The organism is Bradyrhizobium sp. 14AA, from assembly GCF_054185205.1.
In genome coordinates, this window is record NZ_JAVAYM010000018.1 from 168,466 (window position 1) to 184,750 (window position 16,285).

Below are 16,285 nucleotides of genomic sequence, written 5' to 3' on the forward strand. Positions count from 1 at the left end.
TTCCGGGGCGGCGCACAGCGTCGAGCCCGGAATCCATCGGGCGTCAGCGCAAATGGCGAAATGGATTCCGGGTTCGCGCTTCGCGCGCCCCGGAACGACAGCGCACGCCTACCCAATCAGATCCGGATTGATCAGCCGCTCGAACGAGAACATCTCGTCCCACTTCTCCTGCGTCAGCAGCTTGCGCTCGACCACGACGATCTGGTGCAGCGACTTGCCGCTCTTGTAGCCCTCGCGCGCGATCTCGGCGCACTGCTTGTAGCCGAGCAGCGGCTTCAGCACGGTGACGATGCCGAGCGAGTTCAGCACCATGTTGCGGGTGTGCTCCTCGTTCGCGGTGATGCCGAGCACACAGTTCTCGCGCAGGCTGTTGACCGCGCGCTCCATCGTGCGGATCGAGAAGAACAGCGCGAACGATATCACCGGCTCCATCACGTTGAGCTGGAGCTGGCCGGCGGAGGCCGCCAGCGTCACCGTGGTGTCGAGGCCGATGACGAGGAAGCTGGTCTGGTTGACGACCTCGGGGATGACCGGATTGACCTTGCCCGGCATGATCGAAGAGCCCGGCTGCAGCTGCGGCAGGTTGATCTCGTTGAAGCCGGCGCGCGGCCCGGAAGCGAGCAGGCGGATGTCGTTGCAGATCTTCGTCAGCTTGCTCGCGGTGCGCTTCAGCACGCCGGAGAGCTGCACATAGGCGCCGGTGTCCGAGGTCGCCTCGACGAGATCGCCGGCGAGGATGAAGTCGACGCCGGTGAGCGCGCTGAGGTGCCGGACCGCGAGCTTGGGATAGCCCACGGCGGCCGTGACGGAGGTGCCGATCGCGGTCGCACCGAGATTGATCTCGCGCAGCAGCGCCCTCGCCTCCGAGATGCGGTCGACCTCCTCGCCGATCGTGGTGCCCCATCCCCGGAATTCGGCGCCCAGAGACATCGGCACCGCGTCCTGGAGATGCGTGCGGCCCATCTTCAGCACGCGATCGAACTCGCGGCCCTTGGTGAAGAAGGCTTCCTGGAGCTGGCGTAGCGCCGTCATATAGCTCTCGAGCCGCAGGATCAGCGCCAGGCGAAAGGCGGTCGGATAGGTGTCGTTGGTCGACTGGCCGTAATTGACGTGATCGTTGGGGCTGACGTGCTGATAGTCGCCCTTGCCGAAGCCGAGCGATTCCAGCGCGAGGTTGGCGATCACCTCGTTGGCGTTCATGTTGGTGGAGGTGCCGGCGCCGCCCTGGATGAAGTCGGTGACGAACTGGTCCATCATGTCGCCGGCGATGACGCGGTCGCAACCGAGGATGATCGCATCCGCGACCTTGGCCTCGATCGCACCGAGATCGCGGTTGGCCATGGCGGCGGCCTTCTTCACGTAACCAAGCGCCTTCACGAAGTAAGGCTCCTGGTTCATGGGAATGCCGGTGATGTGGAAGTTCTCCTTCCCGCGGATGGTCTGGACGCCGTAATAGATGTCGTCGGCGATCTCACGCTGTCCGAGGAAGTCCTGCTCCGTACGGCTCATGGGCGCTCCTTGTTGCTGCGCGCGGCATCAATCATGTCAGTTCTGACACAGCGCGCTGGTCACGAAAGTATCGGTGCGGCAGTCGTCCGGCTTGCGAGCCCTGCCCGGAATCAGGACTTTGGCCGAGCATTTTTCGGCGGAGTCGGCGTTCAGGCTCTTGCCGTCCTTGTAACCCTTGCTCTGGCAGAGCTGGTCGGCGGCCTGCTTGCAATCGGGCGCGCCGTTGGACGAGGCCGGACAGACCACGCGGCCCGAAACCATCGTCGACGGCTTCGCAAGCCGCGACAGGTCGTTCATGGTCTCGCCAGGGCTTTTGATCGGCGGCAGGATCGAGGGCAGCTTGTCGAACAGCTTGCCCATTTCGTTGATCAGCCCGGGATTTTCCTCGTGCCCAGGCGCGGGGGTCGAGGGCGGCGCCCCCTGCTCCTGGAGGCCGAGCGTCGGCGGCGCGGATTGCGGCCATCCGGTCCCGCCGGCACCGAGCAGGAGCAGCAGCGTTGCTGACATCAGCGTCCCGAGCCGCACAGCCGGATTGCCGGATCGAACCATCATAACGACAACCGTAGCCGAAGCCGGCCCTGCGGCAAAGCGCTGTGGTTCTAGATCAGCTTGATCGCCACCACGAAGCCGAGCACCAGCACGGCGGCGCCGATCGCCACCACGAGACCGAGATGCTTCTCGATCTTGACCCGGATCCAGTCGCCATAGCGGTTGAGAAGGATGGCGACGATGAAGAAGCGTCCGCCGCGCGCGACGATCGAGCACAGAATGAACAGGATGAGATTGTAGCCGGCAAAGCCCGAGGTGATGGTGACGAGCTTGTAGGGGATCGGCGTCAGCCCCTTGAGCAGGATGATCACCGCGCCCCATTCCGCATAGGAGGCGCGGAAGGCATCGACCTTGTCGCCGAGACCATAGACCTGGATCAGCCAGTGACCGACCGAGTCGAACAGCAGCGCGCCGATCGCGTAGCCCAGCAGGCCGCCGAGCACCGAGGTGACGGTACAGACCATAGCATAGACCCAGGCACGCTGCGGGCGCGCCAGCGACATCGGGATCAGCATCACATCCGGCGGGACCGGAAAGAAGGAGCTTTCTGCGAAAGCCACGGCTCCCATGATCCAGAGCGCGTAGGGCTTGTGGGCGGCGTCGATGCACCAGTCGTAGATACGTTTCAGCATGGCGCCGCGATGAAGCACCATGGGACGGATTTGTCCATCGCGAGTTTGTGACGTTCTAGTGGCGCTTGCGCGCAGTACGACCTTCCAGCGCGACAATTGGCCGCCTGGCGGCCACGCGCGGTGACGCAACTTTGGGCAGCTTCACCGGCGACTTCGGCAGCTTCTCGGCGATGCCGAGCATGTCTTCCCGCCGCGACATCTCGCGCCAGACATCCTCGGGGCGTACGCCGGCCGAGGCCCAGAGCACCGTGAGATTGTAGAGCAGATCGGCACTTTCCCGGATCACGGCTTCGCTATCGCCGTTGACCGCATCGATCACGACTTCGATGGCCTCTTCGGCCAGCTTCTTCGCCATTTTGGAAGGCCCACGCTGAAACAGCCGGGCCGTGCGCGATGTTGCCGGATCAAGATCTCTGGCCGCGAGCACAGCCAGATATAGCCGCTCAAGCGAATCACTCATGGTACTCGAAACTACTCCAAACCAATGGAAAGCACGTTAACGCGCCACAATAAAACCAAGAAACAGGCCGCCGCGGCAAGCGTGGCGGCCTGTTTTGGTCAACCTTTGGTAGCCAGGGTTTCCTAACCAGGGCTAGTAGCAGTTCGTGTAATAGCCTTGGCCGCAGAGCTCGGACGGAGCCGTGCCGCCGTAGCGCTGGTACTGATAATTCGGGCCCGGGCCGTAATAGGGGCCGTAGGCCGGGGCACTGTAATAGGCGGGACCGCCGTAATAGCCGTAGCCCGGACCGTAGTCATAGGCGTATGCGTCGCGGGTCGCAGCGATGGCGAGACCGGTGCCAATGGCTGCGAAAGCTGCGGCAGCCGCCGCACCGCCGCCACCACCGTGCCAGTGGCGGCCGCCTGCGTACGAAGCGGTCGGCGCAACCGAGGTCAGCGCCAGCACCGCGGCGGTGGCAAGAACGGCCTTGCGGCCGGAAAACTTCGAAAAGCTGTCAAACATGTCCTGGACCCTCCTTGGGACCTCGAATGGTGCCTGTAGACAGGCTCATGTCTTTCAAACACCCGCATCCCATGTTGGGTTCCCCAACCCCAACCCAAGCTGAACGGGGTTGCGTAATCATGACGCAAGCGCCACTCATCCCCCGTTCATCTTGGCGCGGAGAGACTGACCGCCAGCCGGCGCTGCAAGCGTCACGAAACCACAACAATGCGGGACCGGCGCAACTGATGTCGGAATTCAAGACGACCGCCCTTCGTTGCCTGCTGGCTCTCTCGATCTCGCTGGCGACACTGTTTGCACGCGATGTCACGGCGGCCGAGACCGCCGTGCCTTCCAGCGCGATCCACTTCACCTTCGACCGCCCGATCGACGCGAGCATGGCGCCATTCTTCCTTGCCGCGAGGGACGGCGGGTTCGGCGCCGAGCGTCTCAACGTGTCGTTCAACAGTGCGGCCGGATCGCCGGAAGCGCTCGCGCGCGTCGCCAAGGGCGACAGCGAGCTCGCGCTCGTCGACATCAACGAGCTGATCCGTTATCGCGACAGGGACGATGCGGCACCGCTCAAGGCGGTGTTCGTGCTGTTCAACCGCGCGCCTTACGCGATCGTTGCGCGCAGGAGCCGCGGCATCCATCTGCTGCCCGATCTCGACGGCAAGACCGTCGGCGTCGCCGACAGCGATCTGTCGATGCGGCTGTGGCCGGCGCTGGCGCAGCAGAACGGCATCAACACAACACATGTGAAATTCCACAAGATCAGCGCCGCGGTACGCGAGCCGATCCTCTCCGCGGGGCAGGTCGATGCGGTCGCCGGCTTCAGCTATCTCTCGGCGGTGAACCTGCGTGACCGCGGCGTGCCCGGAGGCGATCTCGTGGTGCTCCGCTATGCCGACTATGGCTGTGAGGCCTACGGCTTTGCCGTCGTCGCCAATCCCGCTTTCGCCACAGCGAAGCCGGACGCGGTGAAAGGCTTCGTCCGCGCCTTGATCGCCGGCGTCAATGCGACAGTCAAAGAACCCGCGCGTGCGGCGGACGAGGCCGCAAGCCGGATCGACGATGGCGACCGCGACCTGGAGCTGGGACGCCTGCGCACCGTGCTCGTCGACAACATCCTGACCAACGAGGTCAAGCGCAACGGCCTCGGCGGTATAGACCCCGCACGCCTGGAGCGCTCGATCGACCAGATCGCGCAGGACTTCAAATTCCGCAAACGACCCGCGGCCGCCGACATCTTCGACGACCGGTTCCTGCCGCCGGTCGCGGGGCGGCTGATCAACTGAGCAAAACCGACAGCTTTCGCTATATCTCGCGCGCGATCCCTGCTTAGAATACAGCCTCCGTTATCCGCTCGAGTTCGTCGCCCGCATGTCCATCCTCCGCCTCTACACACGCGTTCTCGAACTGCTCGGCAAAGAGGCGCGACTGGGCTGGCTGCTTGCGGTCGCCAACCTCCTGCTCGCGGCCTCGCAGTTTGCTGAACCCGTGCTGTTCGGCCGGATCGTCGACGTGCTTTCGGGCAAGGCAGTGGCCGGGTCGAATTCGGCATGGCCGTTCCTGGCCGCCTGGGTGACGTTCGGGCTGTTCACCATCGCCTGCAGCGCGCTCGTGGCCCTGCAGGCCGACCGGCTCTCCCATCGCCAGCGCCAGGCGGTGCTGACGGATTATTTCGAGCACATCCTGCAACTGCCGCTGACCTTCCACTCCGGCACCCATTCCGGCCGGCTGATGAAGGTGATGCTCAACGGCACGGACGCGCTGTGGCGGCTATGGCTCGGTTTCTTCCGCGAACATTTTGCCGCGATCCTCTCGGTCTTGGTGCTGCTGCCGCTGTCGCTCTATCTGAACTGGCGGCTCGCGATCCTGCTGTTCGTGCTCTGCGTCGTCTTCACCGCGCTGACCACCTTCGTCGTGCGCAAGACGTTCGGCATGCAGATGGAGGTCGAGGAACATTACAGCGAGCTCTCCGCCCGCGCTTCGGATGCGCTCGGCAACGTCGCGCTGGTGCAGAGTTTCGTCCGTGTCGAATCCGAGGTGAAAGGACTGCGCTCCGTCGCCGACGAGCTGCTCGCCGCGCAAATGCCGGTGCTGTCATGGTGGGCGCTGGTCACCGTCATCACGCGCGCGTCCACCACCATCACGGTGCTGGCAATCTTCACCCTCGGCATCGCGCTTCACGACCAGGGGCTGACCTCCGTCGGCGAAATCGTGATGTTCGTGAGCTTCGCGACGATGCTGATCCAGAAGCTCGAGCAGGTCGTCAGCTTCATCAACAACGTGTTCATGGAAGCGCCGCGCCTGCGCGAGTTCTTCAACGTGCTCGATGCCGTGCCTGCGGTGCACGACCGGCCCGACGCGATCGATGCCGGCAGGCTCTCCGGCCTCGTCGAGTTCAACGACGTCACCTTCTCCTATGACGGCAAGCGGCCGGCGATCGAGGACCTCTCGTTCACCGCGCTACCCGGCCAGAGCATCGCACTGGTCGGACCGACCGGCGCCGGCAAGTCGACGGCGATCGCGCTGCTGCACCGGGCCTTCGATCCGCAATCCGGTTTCATCAAGATCGACGGCATGGACGTGCGCGGCGTCACGCTGACGTCGCTGCGGCGAAACATCGGCGTCGTGTTCCAGGAAGCGCTGCTGTTCAATCGCTCGATCGCGGAGAATTTGCGCGTCGGCAAGCCGGACGCGACCGACGCCGAGATGCGCAAGGCGGCCGAGCGCGCGCAGGCGCTCGAATTCATCGAGCGCAGCGGCGGCTTCGAGACCAATGCCGGCGAGCGCGGCCGCATGCTCTCCGGCGGCGAACGGCAGCGGCTGTCTATCGCCCGCGCGCTGCTGAAGGATCCGCCGATCCTGATCCTGGACGAGGCCACCAGCGCGCTCGACGCAGTCACCGAGGTCAAGGTGAACGCCGCTCTCGACGAAGTGATGAAGGGCCGCACCACCTTCGTGATCGCCCATCGCCTCTCCACCATCCGCAACGCCACGCGGATCCTGGTGTTCGAGAATGGCCGCGTGATCGAAACCGGAACTTTCGATGAACTCGTGGCCAAAGGCGGCCATTTTGCCGAGATGGCCAAGGCCCAGTTCATGGTTCAGGAGCATGCACGGGCCAGCGTGACGGCCGCCGAGGCTGCCGCGACTGCGGTCAAATCCCCATAGCAAGTCCCCATAGGACCGTCGAAATTCGGCCTATTTCATTGCGGAATACCCGCCCGAAACCCCTGTTCTCGACGCACCAGCCGGTATAGGTTTGCGACGCCGCAAGCGGCGGCGCTGGATTTCAGAACCGAACATCAGATCACGAGAGCCGACCGTATCAGGCGGGTCTCCAAGGACCGGAATCGGATAGTGCACGCTCTACGCCCGCTGCTTCGCAAGTCCCTGTTCAATCTGTTCGCCGCGACACTCGCATGTGCCGCGTTGCTTGCGCCGCGCGCGGCGAGCGCCGAAGCGCTGCTGCTGATCGAAGCCGACAGCGGCAAGGTGTTGCAGGCGGAGAACGCGACCATCCCCTGGTATCCGGCGTCCGTCACCAAGATCATGACAGCCTATGTGACCTTGAAGGCGGTCAAGGACGGCAGGCTCACGCTCGACACGCTGCTCACGGTGTCGCCGACGGCGGCCTCGCAATCGCCGTCAAAGATGGGATTCCGTCCGGGAACACAGCTCACCGTCGACAACGCGCTGAAGATGATGATGGTCAAGTCGGCGAACGACATGGCCGTGGTGCTCGCCGAAGGCGTCGGCGGCTCGATCGACGGCTTCTCCGCGATGATGAACGACACCGCGCAGAAGCTCGGCATGACGCAGACGAGCTACGTCAATCCGAACGGCTTGCCCGCCGACGGCCAGATCACGTCCGCGCGCGACCTCGGCATTCTCGCACGCTCGTTCCTGCGCGACCTGCCGGAATACGAATACTTCGTGCACATCCCGGCGATCCGCTTCGGCAAGCGCACCACCGGCAATTTCAACAAGCTGATCGGCCGCTATCCCGGCGCCGACGGTTTCAAGACCGGCTTCATCTGCGCCTCCGGATACAATCTCGTGGCCTCCGCCACGCGCAACGGCCGCCGGCTGATCGCCGTCGTGCTCGGCGCCAACTCCGGCACTGCGCGCGCGGTGAAAGCGGCGCAACTGCTCGAGCGTGGCTTCAGTCAGGACAATCTCACCTGGCTCCGCCCCTCTCTCGGCACCGTCGACAAGCTGGTGCCGGTCGACGCCTCGCCGCCGAACCTGCGCGAGGACATGTGCGGCGGCCACCGCAAGCGGCCGGCCAGTGACGACGACGATGCACTGATCGCGACCAATGGCGGCACGTCCGGATCGGCCTCCGCGACCGGCGGCGAAGCCCAGGTCACCTTCTTCACAGCCGGCCTCCAGCCGCCGGTGATGAGGGCTTCCGAGCTGATGGCCTCGGCTCCGGCTGCGACCGAACCCGTGCTGGTCTATACCGGCCCGACCCGCACCGGCCCGGCCCTGATCGCGGCGGTCGCGGCCGATGCCGACCAGCAGGCGACGCCAAAACCGCGTGGCAAGAAGTCGCGAGTCGCCAAGAAGCCTGACGCGGCCGACAAGCCGAAGGATGCCAAGACCGCGGCGGCGAAGCCGGACAAGCCTGACGTCAAGAGCGATGCCAAGACGGCAGCCAAGCCGGCCGGCGCCAAGCATGCCGCGGCCAAGCATGACGCGGCGGCAAAACCTGCGGAGAAGCCCGCAGCGAGCGGCGATCAGGCGACGAAACCCGCCAAGCCCAAGGCCGCGACCAAGCCCGCCGCCGCCAAGCCGGCCAACAACAGTTAACGGCGCGCCGAGCCGAGACCGCGCAGCACTTCGCACCTGCGGTAGCGTGGTTTTGCGACGATTCCAGTAGCCACTCTCCGACGTTTGCCCTAAGCCACGACCGCTTGCCACCCGTTCCGGCAGGCTCGATACTGGCGGTAATGAGGCAAGCCCGAGACACAACGGGCTCAGGTCAATGAGGGGAGTTTCCATGGAGCGCATCTGGCTCAAGCAATATCCGCCCGGCGTGCCTGCCGATATCGAGCCGACGCAATACGCATCGCTGGTCGACCTGCTGGAGGAGAGCTTCACCAAGTTCGCCGACCGCAAGGCGTTCATCTGCATGGACAAGTCGATCAGCTACCGCGACCTCGACCAGATGTCGCTGGCGCTCGCTTCCTATTTGCAGGGACGCGGCCTCCAGCGCGGCGCCCGCGTCGCGATCATGATGCCGAACGTGCTGCAATATCCGGTCGCCACCGCCGCCGTGCTGCGCGCCGGCTTCGCGGTGGTCAACGTCAATCCGCTCTACACCCCGCGCGAGCTCGAGCATCAGCTGAAGGATTCCGGCGCCGAAGCCATCATCGTGCTGGAGAATTTCGCCCACACCGTCGAACAGGTGATCACGAAGACGCAGGTCAAGCACGTCATCGTCGCCAGCATGGGCGATCTGCTCGGCTTCAAGGGCGTGATCGTCAACCTCGTCGTCCGCCGCGTCAAGAAGATGGTGCCGGCATGGTCGCTGCCGGGCGCAGTGTCCTTCAACGACGCACTGTCGGCCGGCCGCGGCACGACCTTCAACAAGCCGAAGCTGTCGCCGGGCGACGTCGCTTTCCTGCAATACACCGGCGGCACCACCGGCGTCTCCAAGGGCGCCATGCTGCTCCACCGCAACATCGTCGCCAACGTCTTGCAGAACGACGCCTGGCTGCAACCGGCGCTCGCGTCGCCGCCGCATGTCGATCAGCTCATGATCGTCTGCGCGCTGCCGCTCTATCACATCTTCGCGCTGACGGCCTGCTACCTGCTCGCGGTGCGCGCCGGCGGCTGCAATCTCCTGATCCCCAACCCGCGCGACATTGCCGGCTTCATCAAGGAATTGGCGAAGTATCAGGTCAACAGCTTCCCGGCGGTGAACACGCTCTATAACGGCCTAATGCACCATCCCGACTTCAAGAAGCTCGACTTCTCGAAGCTGAAGATCTCCAACGGCGGCGGCATGGCGGTGCAACGCCCGGTGGCCGAGCAGTGGAAGGCGGTGACCGGCTGCTTCATCGCCGAAGGCTATGGCCTGTCGGAGACCTCGCCGACGCTGACCTGCAACCCCGCGACCACGACCGAATTTTCGGGATCGATCGGCATCCCCGTGCCGTCGACCTGGATCTCGATCCGCGACGACGACGGCAATGAGCTGCCGCTCGGCCAGGCAGGCGAGATCTGCGCCAAGGGCCCGCAGGTGATGTCGGGCTACTGGAACAGGCCGGAAGAGACCGCCAAGGTGATGACGGCGGACGGCTATTTCCGCACCGGCGACATCGGCGTGATGGACGAGAAGGGCTACACCAAGATCGTCGACCGCAAGAAGGACATGATCCTGGTCTCCGGCTTCAACGTCTATCCGAACGAGATCGAGGAAGTGATCGCGAGCCATCCGGGCGTGCTCGAATGTGCCGTGATCGGCATCCCCGATTCCAAGTCCGGAGAAGCCGTGAAGGCCTTCGTGGTCAAGAAGGACCAGAGCCTGACCGCCGAAGCCGTGATCAAGTTCTGTCACGAGCAGCTGACCGGCTACAAGGTGCCCAAGCACATCGAATTCCGCACCGACCTGCCGAAGACCAATGTCGGCAAGATCCTGCGTCGGCAATTGCGCGACGAGAAGAAGGCCGAGGCGGCGTAAGGCATTTTCCGGTCAGTCCGAAGGGGCGCTTTGCGCCCCTTCGTCATTGCGAGCGCAGCGAAGCAATCCAGTGTCTCTCCGCGGAGGGCTTCTGGATTGCTTCGTCGCAAGGGCTCCTCGCAATGACGAGAAATTGGCAGCGGTCCTCGTCTCGCCCGTTTGAAGCCGTTTCCCTCCGGCGGTAAAATGCTCTAGAACTGCGCCGGCCCTTTTTCAGGAGAAACGACGATGGCGATCCAGACTGGCGACAAGCTGCCCGAGGCGAAATTCCGCGTGATGACGGCGGAAGGCCCGCAGGTGAAGACCACCGACGATATCTTCAAGGGCAAGAAGGTGGCGCTGTTCGCGGTGCCCGGCGCCTACACCGGCACCTGCCACAAGATGCACCTGCCGAGCATCTTCCTCAACGCCTACGCCATGAAGGACAAGGGCGTCGACACCATCGCCATCGTCTCGGTCAACGACGCCTTCGTCATGAACGCCTGGAAGCGCGACACCGACCAGCGCGACGAGGCGATCTTCCTCGCCGACGGCAATGCCGACTTCGCCAAGGCGATTGGCATGGAGCTGGATGCCTCCGGCAACGGCCTCGGCATCCGCTCCAAGCGCTATTCGATGCTGGTCGAGGACGGCGTGGTGAAGAAGCTGAACCTCGAAGCGATGCCCGGCAAGGTCGAGGTGTCGGGCGGTGATACGCTGCTGGGGCAGCTGTAAGCTTTAGCCGCGGCGGAAGTACCGTAGGGTGGGCAAAGGCGCGTTAGCGCCGTGCCCACCATCTTTCCCTTATTAGAAGACGGTGGGCACGCTTCGCTTTGCCCACCCTACGAAACCTGAGAGTGGAGCGCGGACTACGCGCCCTACTCCGCCACCCTCTGCTGCAGCCTTGCCTTCACGATGCCGTCGCGCGCGAGCTGATCGGCGCGCTCGTTCTCGGGATGTCCGGCGTGGCCCTTGACCCAGTGCCAACGCACGTCATGCGCCTTCAGCGCCGCATCGAGGCGCTGCCATAGCTCGACATTCTTGACCGGCTTCTTGTCGGCGGTGCGCCAGCCATTGCGCTTCCAGCCATGGATCCAGCCGGTGATGCCCTGCCGGACATATTGGCTGTCGGTGTAGAGGTCGACGGTGCACGGCTTCTTCAGCGCTTCCAGCGCGGAGATCGCCGCCATCAATTCCATCTGGTTGTTGGTGGTGTGGCGCTCGCCGCCGTTCAGCTCTTTTTCCTTGTCGCCGAACTTCAGGATCGCGCCCCAGCCGCCGGGACCCGGATTTCCCGAGCACGCGCCATCGGTATAGATCGTGACATTGGGGAGCTCGCTCACGCGACCAGTCCTGACGGCATCAGCCCATAGTCGCGCACGCTGGAAACACTCTGGTGGAAGCGCAGCTTGCGGACATATTCCAGCGGATCCTTCGGCTTGACCAGCGCGCCCTCGGGCACGTTGAGCCAGTCGACCAGCCGCGTCAGCAGGAAGCGGATCGCAGCGCCCCGCGCCAGCAGCGGCAGCGCGGCCTCTTCCGCCTCGGAAAGTTTTCGCACGCGGCCGTAAGCATTGAGGAAGGCGCGCGCCTTGGTGACGTTGAAGGAATGATCCGGCTCGAAGCACCAGGCGTTGAGGCAGATCGCAACGTCATAGGCCAGCATGTCGTTGCAGGCGAAGGTGAAGTCGATGATCCCGGAAAGCTTGTCGCCGAGGAAGAAGACGTTGTCGTTGAAGAGGTCGGCGTGGATCACGCCCTCGGGCAAGTGCTTCGGCCAGACCCCGTTCGAGAGATAGTCAAGTTCCGCTGCGAGAAATGCGCAGAGGCCCGGCTGCACCTCGTCGGCCCGGTGTGATGCCGCATCGAACAGCGGCCGCCAGCCCGAAACCGAAAGCGCATTGGGGCGCTTGATCGCAAAGTTGGCGCCGGCCAGATGCATCCTCGCCAGCCCTTCGCCAACGCCAGCGCAATGGGTCGCGTTCGGCTTGCGCGGCCAGACGCCTTCGAGAAACGTGATGATTGCAGCCGGCCGGCCCGACAGCTCGCGCAGCGGCTCGCCGTCCATTCCTTTCACCGGCAGCGGGCAGTTGATGCCGTGCTCGGCGAGATGCGTCATCAGCGCGAGGAAGAACGGCAGGTCGTTCTTCGCCACGCGCTTCTCGTAGAGCGTGAGGATGAACGAACCCTTGGTGGTATGCAGCAGGAAGTTGGAATTCTCGACGCCCTCGGCGATGCCCTTGTAGGAGAGCAATTCGCCGAGATCGTATTGCCTCAGGAAATCCGCAAGCTCGTCGGCGGCAACGTCGGTGTAGACCGCCATAAAGGTCTACTCGGCGGCGGCTTCGGGGCGCACCTGACGCGGCAGCGGGAAGAACTCGTTCTCTTCCGCGGCCGAGACCGTCTCCACGTGCAGCGTGTAGCGCTCGGCGAAGGCGTCCATGATCTCCTCGACGATCACTTCCGGCGCCGAGGCGCCCGCGGTGATGCCGAGGCTTGCGATGTCGCCGAACTTGTCCCAGTCGATGTCGGTGGCGCGCTGCGCCAGCACCGCGATCTTGCAGCCCTCGCGCTCGGCGACCTCGCGCAGGCGCTGCGAGTTCGACGAGTTCGGCGCGCCGACCACGATCAAGGCGTCGACCACCGGCGCCACCTTCTTCACCGCGAGCTGGCGGTTGGTGGTGGCGTAGCAGATGTCTTCCTTGTGCGGCCCGTTGATGTTCGGGAAGCGCTCCTTCAGCAGCGCCACGATCTCCGCGGTGTCGTCGATCGACAGCGTGGTCTGGGTCACGAAGGCGAGGTTATTCGGATCCTTCGGGGCGATGGTCTTGGCGTCCTCGGCGGTCTCGATCAGGGTCACGGCGCCGACCGGAAGCTGGCCGAGCGTGCCGACCACCTCGGGGTGATGGGAGTGGCCGATCAGGAAGATCTCGCGGCCGCGCTTGAAGTGGATCGCGGCCTCGCGGTGCACCTTGGTCACCAGCGGGCAGGTCGCATCCAGCGAGAACAGGTTGCGGGACGTGGCGTCGGCCGGCACCGATTTCGGCACGCCATGGGCCGAAAACACCACCGGCGCGGTGGTATTTTCCGGGATCTCGGCGAGTTCCTCGACGAAGATGGCGCCCTTCTTCTTCAACCCATCGACGACGTATTTGTTGTGCACAATCTCATGGCGAACATAGACGGGGGCACCGTACTTATCGAGCGCCCGTTCCACGGTGTCGATCGCCCGGACCACCCCGGCGCAGAAGCCGCGGGGAGAACAAAGCACGATCTTGAGGTCTGGTTTGGCTGACATTGAGCAATCTCGGGACCGAATCACCCCGCCAAATGGGCGGGAAGCGGTCGATGGATGGAATAGGGCTTAGGTACGGGCTTACAGGGAATTGGGCCCCCTTTCGGGCGCTGTCAAGGCACTATCTATAGCAGAACCATTGCGTGGCTAGCCCCTCCGGGCTTATATAGCGCGAATTCCCAGTCATCGCTGATGACCACCGGTTTCGCCTCCAGAGGGGTGGGCGAAGCACAAAGGAGATTTGCCATGAGCAACGCACCTCTGATGCCCAAGGCGACCGCCGTCTGGCTGCTCGACAACACCGCGCTGACCTTCGACCAGGTCGCCGATTTCACCAAGATGCATCCCCTCGAGGTGCGTGCGATCGCCGACGGCGACGCTGCCCAGGGCATCAAGGGCATGGACCCCCTCTCCAACGGCCAGCTCACCCGCGAGGAGATCGAGAAGGGCGAGAAGAACCCGGATTACCGGCTCCGCCTCCAGGAGAGCAAGGTGGTGCTGCCGCCGCAGCCCAAGCGCAAGGGCCCGCGTTACACCCCGGTCTCCCGCCGCCACGAACGCCCGAGTGCCATCCTCTGGCTGCTGCGCAACCATGCCGAGCTGAAGGACGCCCAGATCATGCGCCTCGTCGGCACCACCAAGAGCACGATCGCGAGCGTGCGCGACCGCACCCACTGGAACACCTCCCAGCTGACCCCGATCGACCCTGTCACCCTCGGCCTCTGCTCGCAGATCGAGCTCGATTTCGAAGTGGCGCGCGCGGCCAAGGAAAAGCCGATCGACGCAGCCTATGGCGGCGCGACCCTGCTGCCGGCCTCCGAGACCACCAAGAAGGACGAGTTCGAGCCGGCCGAGCGCTCCAGCGACGACCTCAACGTCGACGCCGTGTTCGCCAAGCTGAAGACCCTCGGCGGCAAGAAGCAGGAAGACGAAGAGGAGTAAGGCTCCGCTCTTCGTTCGTTATCGAATGCAAACAAAACGCGGCGGGAAAACCCCGCCGCGTTTTTGTTTGTCGAAGTCTCTCCACCGTCGTCCTGGCGAAAGCCAGGACCCATTACCCCAGGGAAGAGTTTGGCGAAGATTCGTCGTTCGGGATTGCTACCGTCCACCACGTTGGATCACGCGGTATGTGTCCTGGCTTTCGCCAGGACGACGTTGGGGAAGCAGTGTGCTTCCCTAACGCCACTACACCTCAAAACTTATACGTCACGCCCCCGCCGACCAGCCACGGGTCGATATGCGCGTTGCCGGTGACAGGCAGTCCGGAAACGGTCGCCGAGTAGTCCGGCCGGAGCCAGAGCTTCTTGACGTCGACGTTGAGACCCCAGTGCCGGTCGAGCATGTAGTCGAAGCCAAACTGCACGGCGCCGCCCCACGCGTTGCTGACGTGCAGGTTGGTGGTGGTGGCGACGATCGCGGGCGGGCCGACGATGGCCGCCGGCGCGTTGGCGGCGGAATTGTTGAAGAACATTGTGTAGTTCACGCCGGCGCCGATATACGGCTTGAACGCGCCGAAATTGTCGAAGTGATATTGCAGCGTCAGGGTCGGAGGCAGCAGCGTGGTCTTGCCGATCGGCAGGTTCGCGAGCGAGCCGGTGCCGCTGATCGAATGCCTGGTCACGCCGAGGATCAGCTCGGCCGCGATGTTCCTGGTGAAGAAATAGCTGATGTCGAGCTCAGGCACGACCTGGTCGCTGATCGAGAGGCCGGAATTCGGCGACGACAGCGAGGGGACACCCGCGACATTCACGGTCGAACCGCCGGCGTCCGGCAACACGCCGAGCACGCGCAGACGCACCATCCAGGGATTGAAGCTCTCCACCGGCGGCGGTGCCTTCTTGTAAACAGGCAAATCGGCGGCCTGCACCGAGGCAAAAGTCCCCATCAGCATCGCGCCAAGCGTCGCAAGCCGCGCCAGGTTTCTTGTCGTTCCGTCCATTGCATTCCCCTTCAGCCATAGCCGCGCGTCGTTGCGCGACATCAGCGTCAGAGCAGAAAGGGGATGGTGAAGGATTTGATGCCGATCAAATCAGGACAAACGCGCCACGATTTGGCTGCTGCGTTGCAGAAGTGTCACGGCCGATGCGAATGCACGACGCAGGATAATTCCGCGCCTCATCTCACGGTCGATCGGGATGGTTCAGCATGTATTCGCCGAGATCGCGCTGGCGGCGGTCGGCACGGGCGGTGGCGGCGTTGCGCTGGACGTCGCGATCCTTGCGGCAGGCCACGTATTCGGGCGAGCCCTGGGCATAGCCGCGGCTCTGGCAGACCGCGTCGTCATCGTCACCGCCCACCGCCACCGGCGTCTGGTAGCGCGCGGAGCAGGCGGAGAGCATGAGGCCCGCAAACACAATCGCAAGAAACGGCTTCGAATACATGGCAGCTCTTTCGTCCTCATGGTGAGGAGCCCGCGCAGCGGGCGTCTCGAACCATGAAAGGCCCCGCTGCAGATCCCGGCCTTTCATCCTTCGAGACGCGCGCCGGGCGCGCTCCTCAGGATGAGGGTTGAGCGGAAAAATGCGGCCTATTCAAGCCCCCAATAGAGTCGGTCATTCCGGGATGGTGCGTAAGCACCAGACCTCAGGTGCGCAATTGCGCACCGGGGAATCTCAAGATCCTCAGGTGCGCAATTGCGCACCATAGTTCGGTCCTGCGGACCGCCCCGGGATGACGCATCG

The 16,285-nt window shown here is 64.1% G+C and carries 16 protein-coding genes; 6 read left to right on the top strand and 10 right to left on the bottom strand.

All coding sequences use genetic code 11. From position 1 onward, the window contains the following. Positions 1-108: 108 nt before the first annotated feature. From RAD15_RS28595 to RAD15_RS28615, 5 genes are all read right to left on the bottom strand, one after another. Positions 109-1,509: an aspartate ammonia-lyase gene (locus RAD15_RS28595; RefSeq protein ID WP_458181551.1), complete on the bottom strand. Its 1,401-nt coding sequence runs from the start codon at positions 1,507-1,509 to the stop codon at positions 109-111. Positions 1,510-1,545: 36 nt separating this feature from the next. Beyond that, entirely contained in the window at positions 1,546-2,061 is a 516-nt protein-coding gene (locus RAD15_RS28600) for a hypothetical protein (protein WP_458181552.1), read from the bottom strand. A 47-nt stretch (positions 2,062-2,108) separates the two neighbouring features. Continuing rightward, positions 2,109-2,711, bottom strand: a complete 603-nt coding sequence (locus RAD15_RS28605; RefSeq protein WP_458181553.1) for a YqaA family protein — start codon at positions 2,709-2,711, stop codon at positions 2,109-2,111. A 34-nt stretch (positions 2,712-2,745) separates the two neighbouring features. Next, positions 2,746-3,150, bottom strand: a complete 405-nt coding sequence (gene hisE, locus RAD15_RS28610; protein ID WP_458181554.1) for a phosphoribosyl-ATP diphosphatase — start codon at positions 3,148-3,150, stop codon at positions 2,746-2,748. 132 nt (positions 3,151-3,282) lie between these two features. Then, a complete protein-coding gene (locus tag RAD15_RS28615) occupies positions 3,283-3,651 on the bottom strand; it encodes a hypothetical protein (protein WP_458181555.1) in 369 nt (122 codons plus the stop codon). A gap of 227 nt (positions 3,652-3,878) precedes the next feature. Here RAD15_RS28615 and RAD15_RS28620 point away from each other — a divergent pair, with 227 nt between their 5' ends. The 5 genes from RAD15_RS28620 to RAD15_RS28640 all read left to right on the top strand — a co-directional run bounded on the left by RAD15_RS28620 (position 3,879) and on the right by RAD15_RS28640 (position 11,044). Then, positions 3,879-4,928, top strand: coding sequence for an ABC transporter substrate-binding protein (locus RAD15_RS28620; protein ID WP_458181556.1), 1,050 nt, complete (start codon positions 3,879-3,881; stop codon positions 4,926-4,928). Positions 4,929-5,013: 85 nt separating this feature from the next. Further along, positions 5,014-6,810 carry a glucan ABC transporter ATP-binding protein/ permease gene (locus tag RAD15_RS28625; protein WP_458181557.1) on the top strand — a complete coding sequence of 599 codons (1,797 nt, stop codon included), beginning with the start codon at positions 5,014-5,016 and terminating at the stop codon, positions 6,808-6,810. Between the two features lie 189 nt (positions 6,811-6,999). Next, positions 7,000-8,454: a D-alanyl-D-alanine carboxypeptidase family protein gene (locus RAD15_RS28630; protein WP_458181558.1), complete on the top strand. Its 1,455-nt coding sequence runs from the start codon at positions 7,000-7,002 to the stop codon at positions 8,452-8,454. 190 nt (positions 8,455-8,644) lie between these two features. Then, complete coding sequence (locus RAD15_RS28635; protein WP_458181559.1) at positions 8,645-10,330, top strand: long-chain-fatty-acid--CoA ligase; 1,686 nt, start codon at positions 8,645-8,647, stop codon at positions 10,328-10,330. A 228-nt stretch (positions 10,331-10,558) separates the two neighbouring features. Then, positions 10,559-11,044, top strand: coding sequence for a peroxiredoxin (locus tag RAD15_RS28640; protein WP_007597501.1), 486 nt, complete (start codon positions 10,559-10,561; stop codon positions 11,042-11,044). Between the two features lie 143 nt (positions 11,045-11,187). Here RAD15_RS28640 and rnhA read toward each other — a convergent pair whose 3' ends face one another. From rnhA to ispH, 3 genes are read right to left on the bottom strand one after another with little or no spacing between them, the layout of a single operon-like run. Then, a complete protein-coding gene (gene rnhA / locus RAD15_RS28645; RefSeq protein WP_270165637.1) occupies positions 11,188-11,652 on the bottom strand; it encodes a ribonuclease HI in 465 nt (154 codons plus the stop codon). After that, complete coding sequence (locus RAD15_RS28650) at positions 11,649-12,632, bottom strand: homoserine kinase (protein ID WP_458181560.1); 984 nt, start codon at positions 12,630-12,632, stop codon at positions 11,649-11,651. The genes rnhA and RAD15_RS28650 overlap by 4 nt, the downstream gene beginning before the upstream one ends. A 6-nt stretch (positions 12,633-12,638) precedes the next feature. Further along, positions 12,639-13,607: a 4-hydroxy-3-methylbut-2-enyl diphosphate reductase gene (gene ispH / locus RAD15_RS28655; RefSeq protein WP_458181561.1), complete on the bottom strand. Its 969-nt coding sequence runs from the start codon at positions 13,605-13,607 to the stop codon at positions 12,639-12,641. 243 nt (positions 13,608-13,850) lie between these two features. On the opposite strand from ispH, the gene RAD15_RS28660 reads away from it, so the two are divergent. After that, positions 13,851-14,546, top strand: coding sequence for a DUF1013 domain-containing protein (locus RAD15_RS28660; protein ID WP_458181562.1), 696 nt, complete (start codon positions 13,851-13,853; stop codon positions 14,544-14,546). A 250-nt stretch (positions 14,547-14,796) separates the two neighbouring features. Here the strand turns inward: RAD15_RS28660 and RAD15_RS28665 are convergent, their stop codons facing one another. Together RAD15_RS28665 and RAD15_RS28670 are read right to left on the bottom strand one after the other, a co-directional pair. Then, the gene (locus tag RAD15_RS28665) at positions 14,797-15,543 is read right to left on the bottom strand and encodes an OmpW/AlkL family protein (protein ID WP_458181563.1); all 747 of its coding nucleotides are present in this window, start codon (positions 15,541-15,543) and stop codon (positions 14,797-14,799) included. A gap of 181 nt (positions 15,544-15,724) precedes the next feature. After that, on the bottom strand, positions 15,725-15,985 hold the full coding sequence (locus RAD15_RS28670; RefSeq protein ID WP_458181564.1) for a hypothetical protein: 261 nt from the start codon (positions 15,983-15,985) through the stop codon (positions 15,725-15,727). Positions 15,986-16,285 lie beyond the last annotated feature (300 nt).

What these genes read in the sequence shown, in the direction of transcription:
- RAD15_RS28595 (WP_458181551.1), bottom strand. Translation starts at nt 1,509, where the DNA reads ATGAGCCGTACGGAGCAGGACTTCCTCGGACAGCGTGAGATCGCCGAC.
- RAD15_RS28600 (WP_458181552.1), bottom strand. Translation starts at nt 2,061, where the DNA reads ATGATGGTTCGATCCGGCAATCCGGCTGTGCGGCTCGGGACGCTGATG.
- ispH (WP_458181561.1), bottom strand. Translation starts at nt 13,607, where the DNA reads ATGTCAGCCAAACCAGACCTCAAGATCGTGCTTTGTTCTCCCCGCGGC.
- hisE (WP_458181554.1), bottom strand. Translation starts at nt 3,150, where the DNA reads ATGAGTGATTCGCTTGAGCGGCTATATCTGGCTGTGCTCGCGGCCAGA.
- RAD15_RS28615 (WP_458181555.1), bottom strand. Translation starts at nt 3,651, where the DNA reads ATGTTTGACAGCTTTTCGAAGTTTTCCGGCCGCAAGGCCGTTCTTGCC.
- RAD15_RS28670 (WP_458181564.1), bottom strand. Translation starts at nt 15,985, where the DNA reads ATGTATTCGAAGCCGTTTCTTGCGATTGTGTTTGCGGGCCTCATGCTC.
- RAD15_RS28635 (WP_458181559.1), top strand. Translation starts at nt 8,645, where the DNA reads ATGGAGCGCATCTGGCTCAAGCAATATCCGCCCGGCGTGCCTGCCGAT.
- RAD15_RS28660 (WP_458181562.1), top strand. Translation starts at nt 13,851, where the DNA reads ATGAGCAACGCACCTCTGATGCCCAAGGCGACCGCCGTCTGGCTGCTC.
- RAD15_RS28640 (WP_007597501.1), top strand. Translation starts at nt 10,559, where the DNA reads ATGGCGATCCAGACTGGCGACAAGCTGCCCGAGGCGAAATTCCGCGTG.
- RAD15_RS28665 (WP_458181563.1), bottom strand. Translation starts at nt 15,543, where the DNA reads ATGGACGGAACGACAAGAAACCTGGCGCGGCTTGCGACGCTTGGCGCG.
- RAD15_RS28625 (WP_458181557.1), top strand. Translation starts at nt 5,014, where the DNA reads ATGTCCATCCTCCGCCTCTACACACGCGTTCTCGAACTGCTCGGCAAA.
- RAD15_RS28620 (WP_458181556.1), top strand. Translation starts at nt 3,879, where the DNA reads ATGTCGGAATTCAAGACGACCGCCCTTCGTTGCCTGCTGGCTCTCTCG.
- RAD15_RS28605 (WP_458181553.1), bottom strand. Translation starts at nt 2,711, where the DNA reads ATGGTGCTTCATCGCGGCGCCATGCTGAAACGTATCTACGACTGGTGC.
- RAD15_RS28650 (WP_458181560.1), bottom strand. Translation starts at nt 12,632, where the DNA reads ATGGCGGTCTACACCGACGTTGCCGCCGACGAGCTTGCGGATTTCCTG.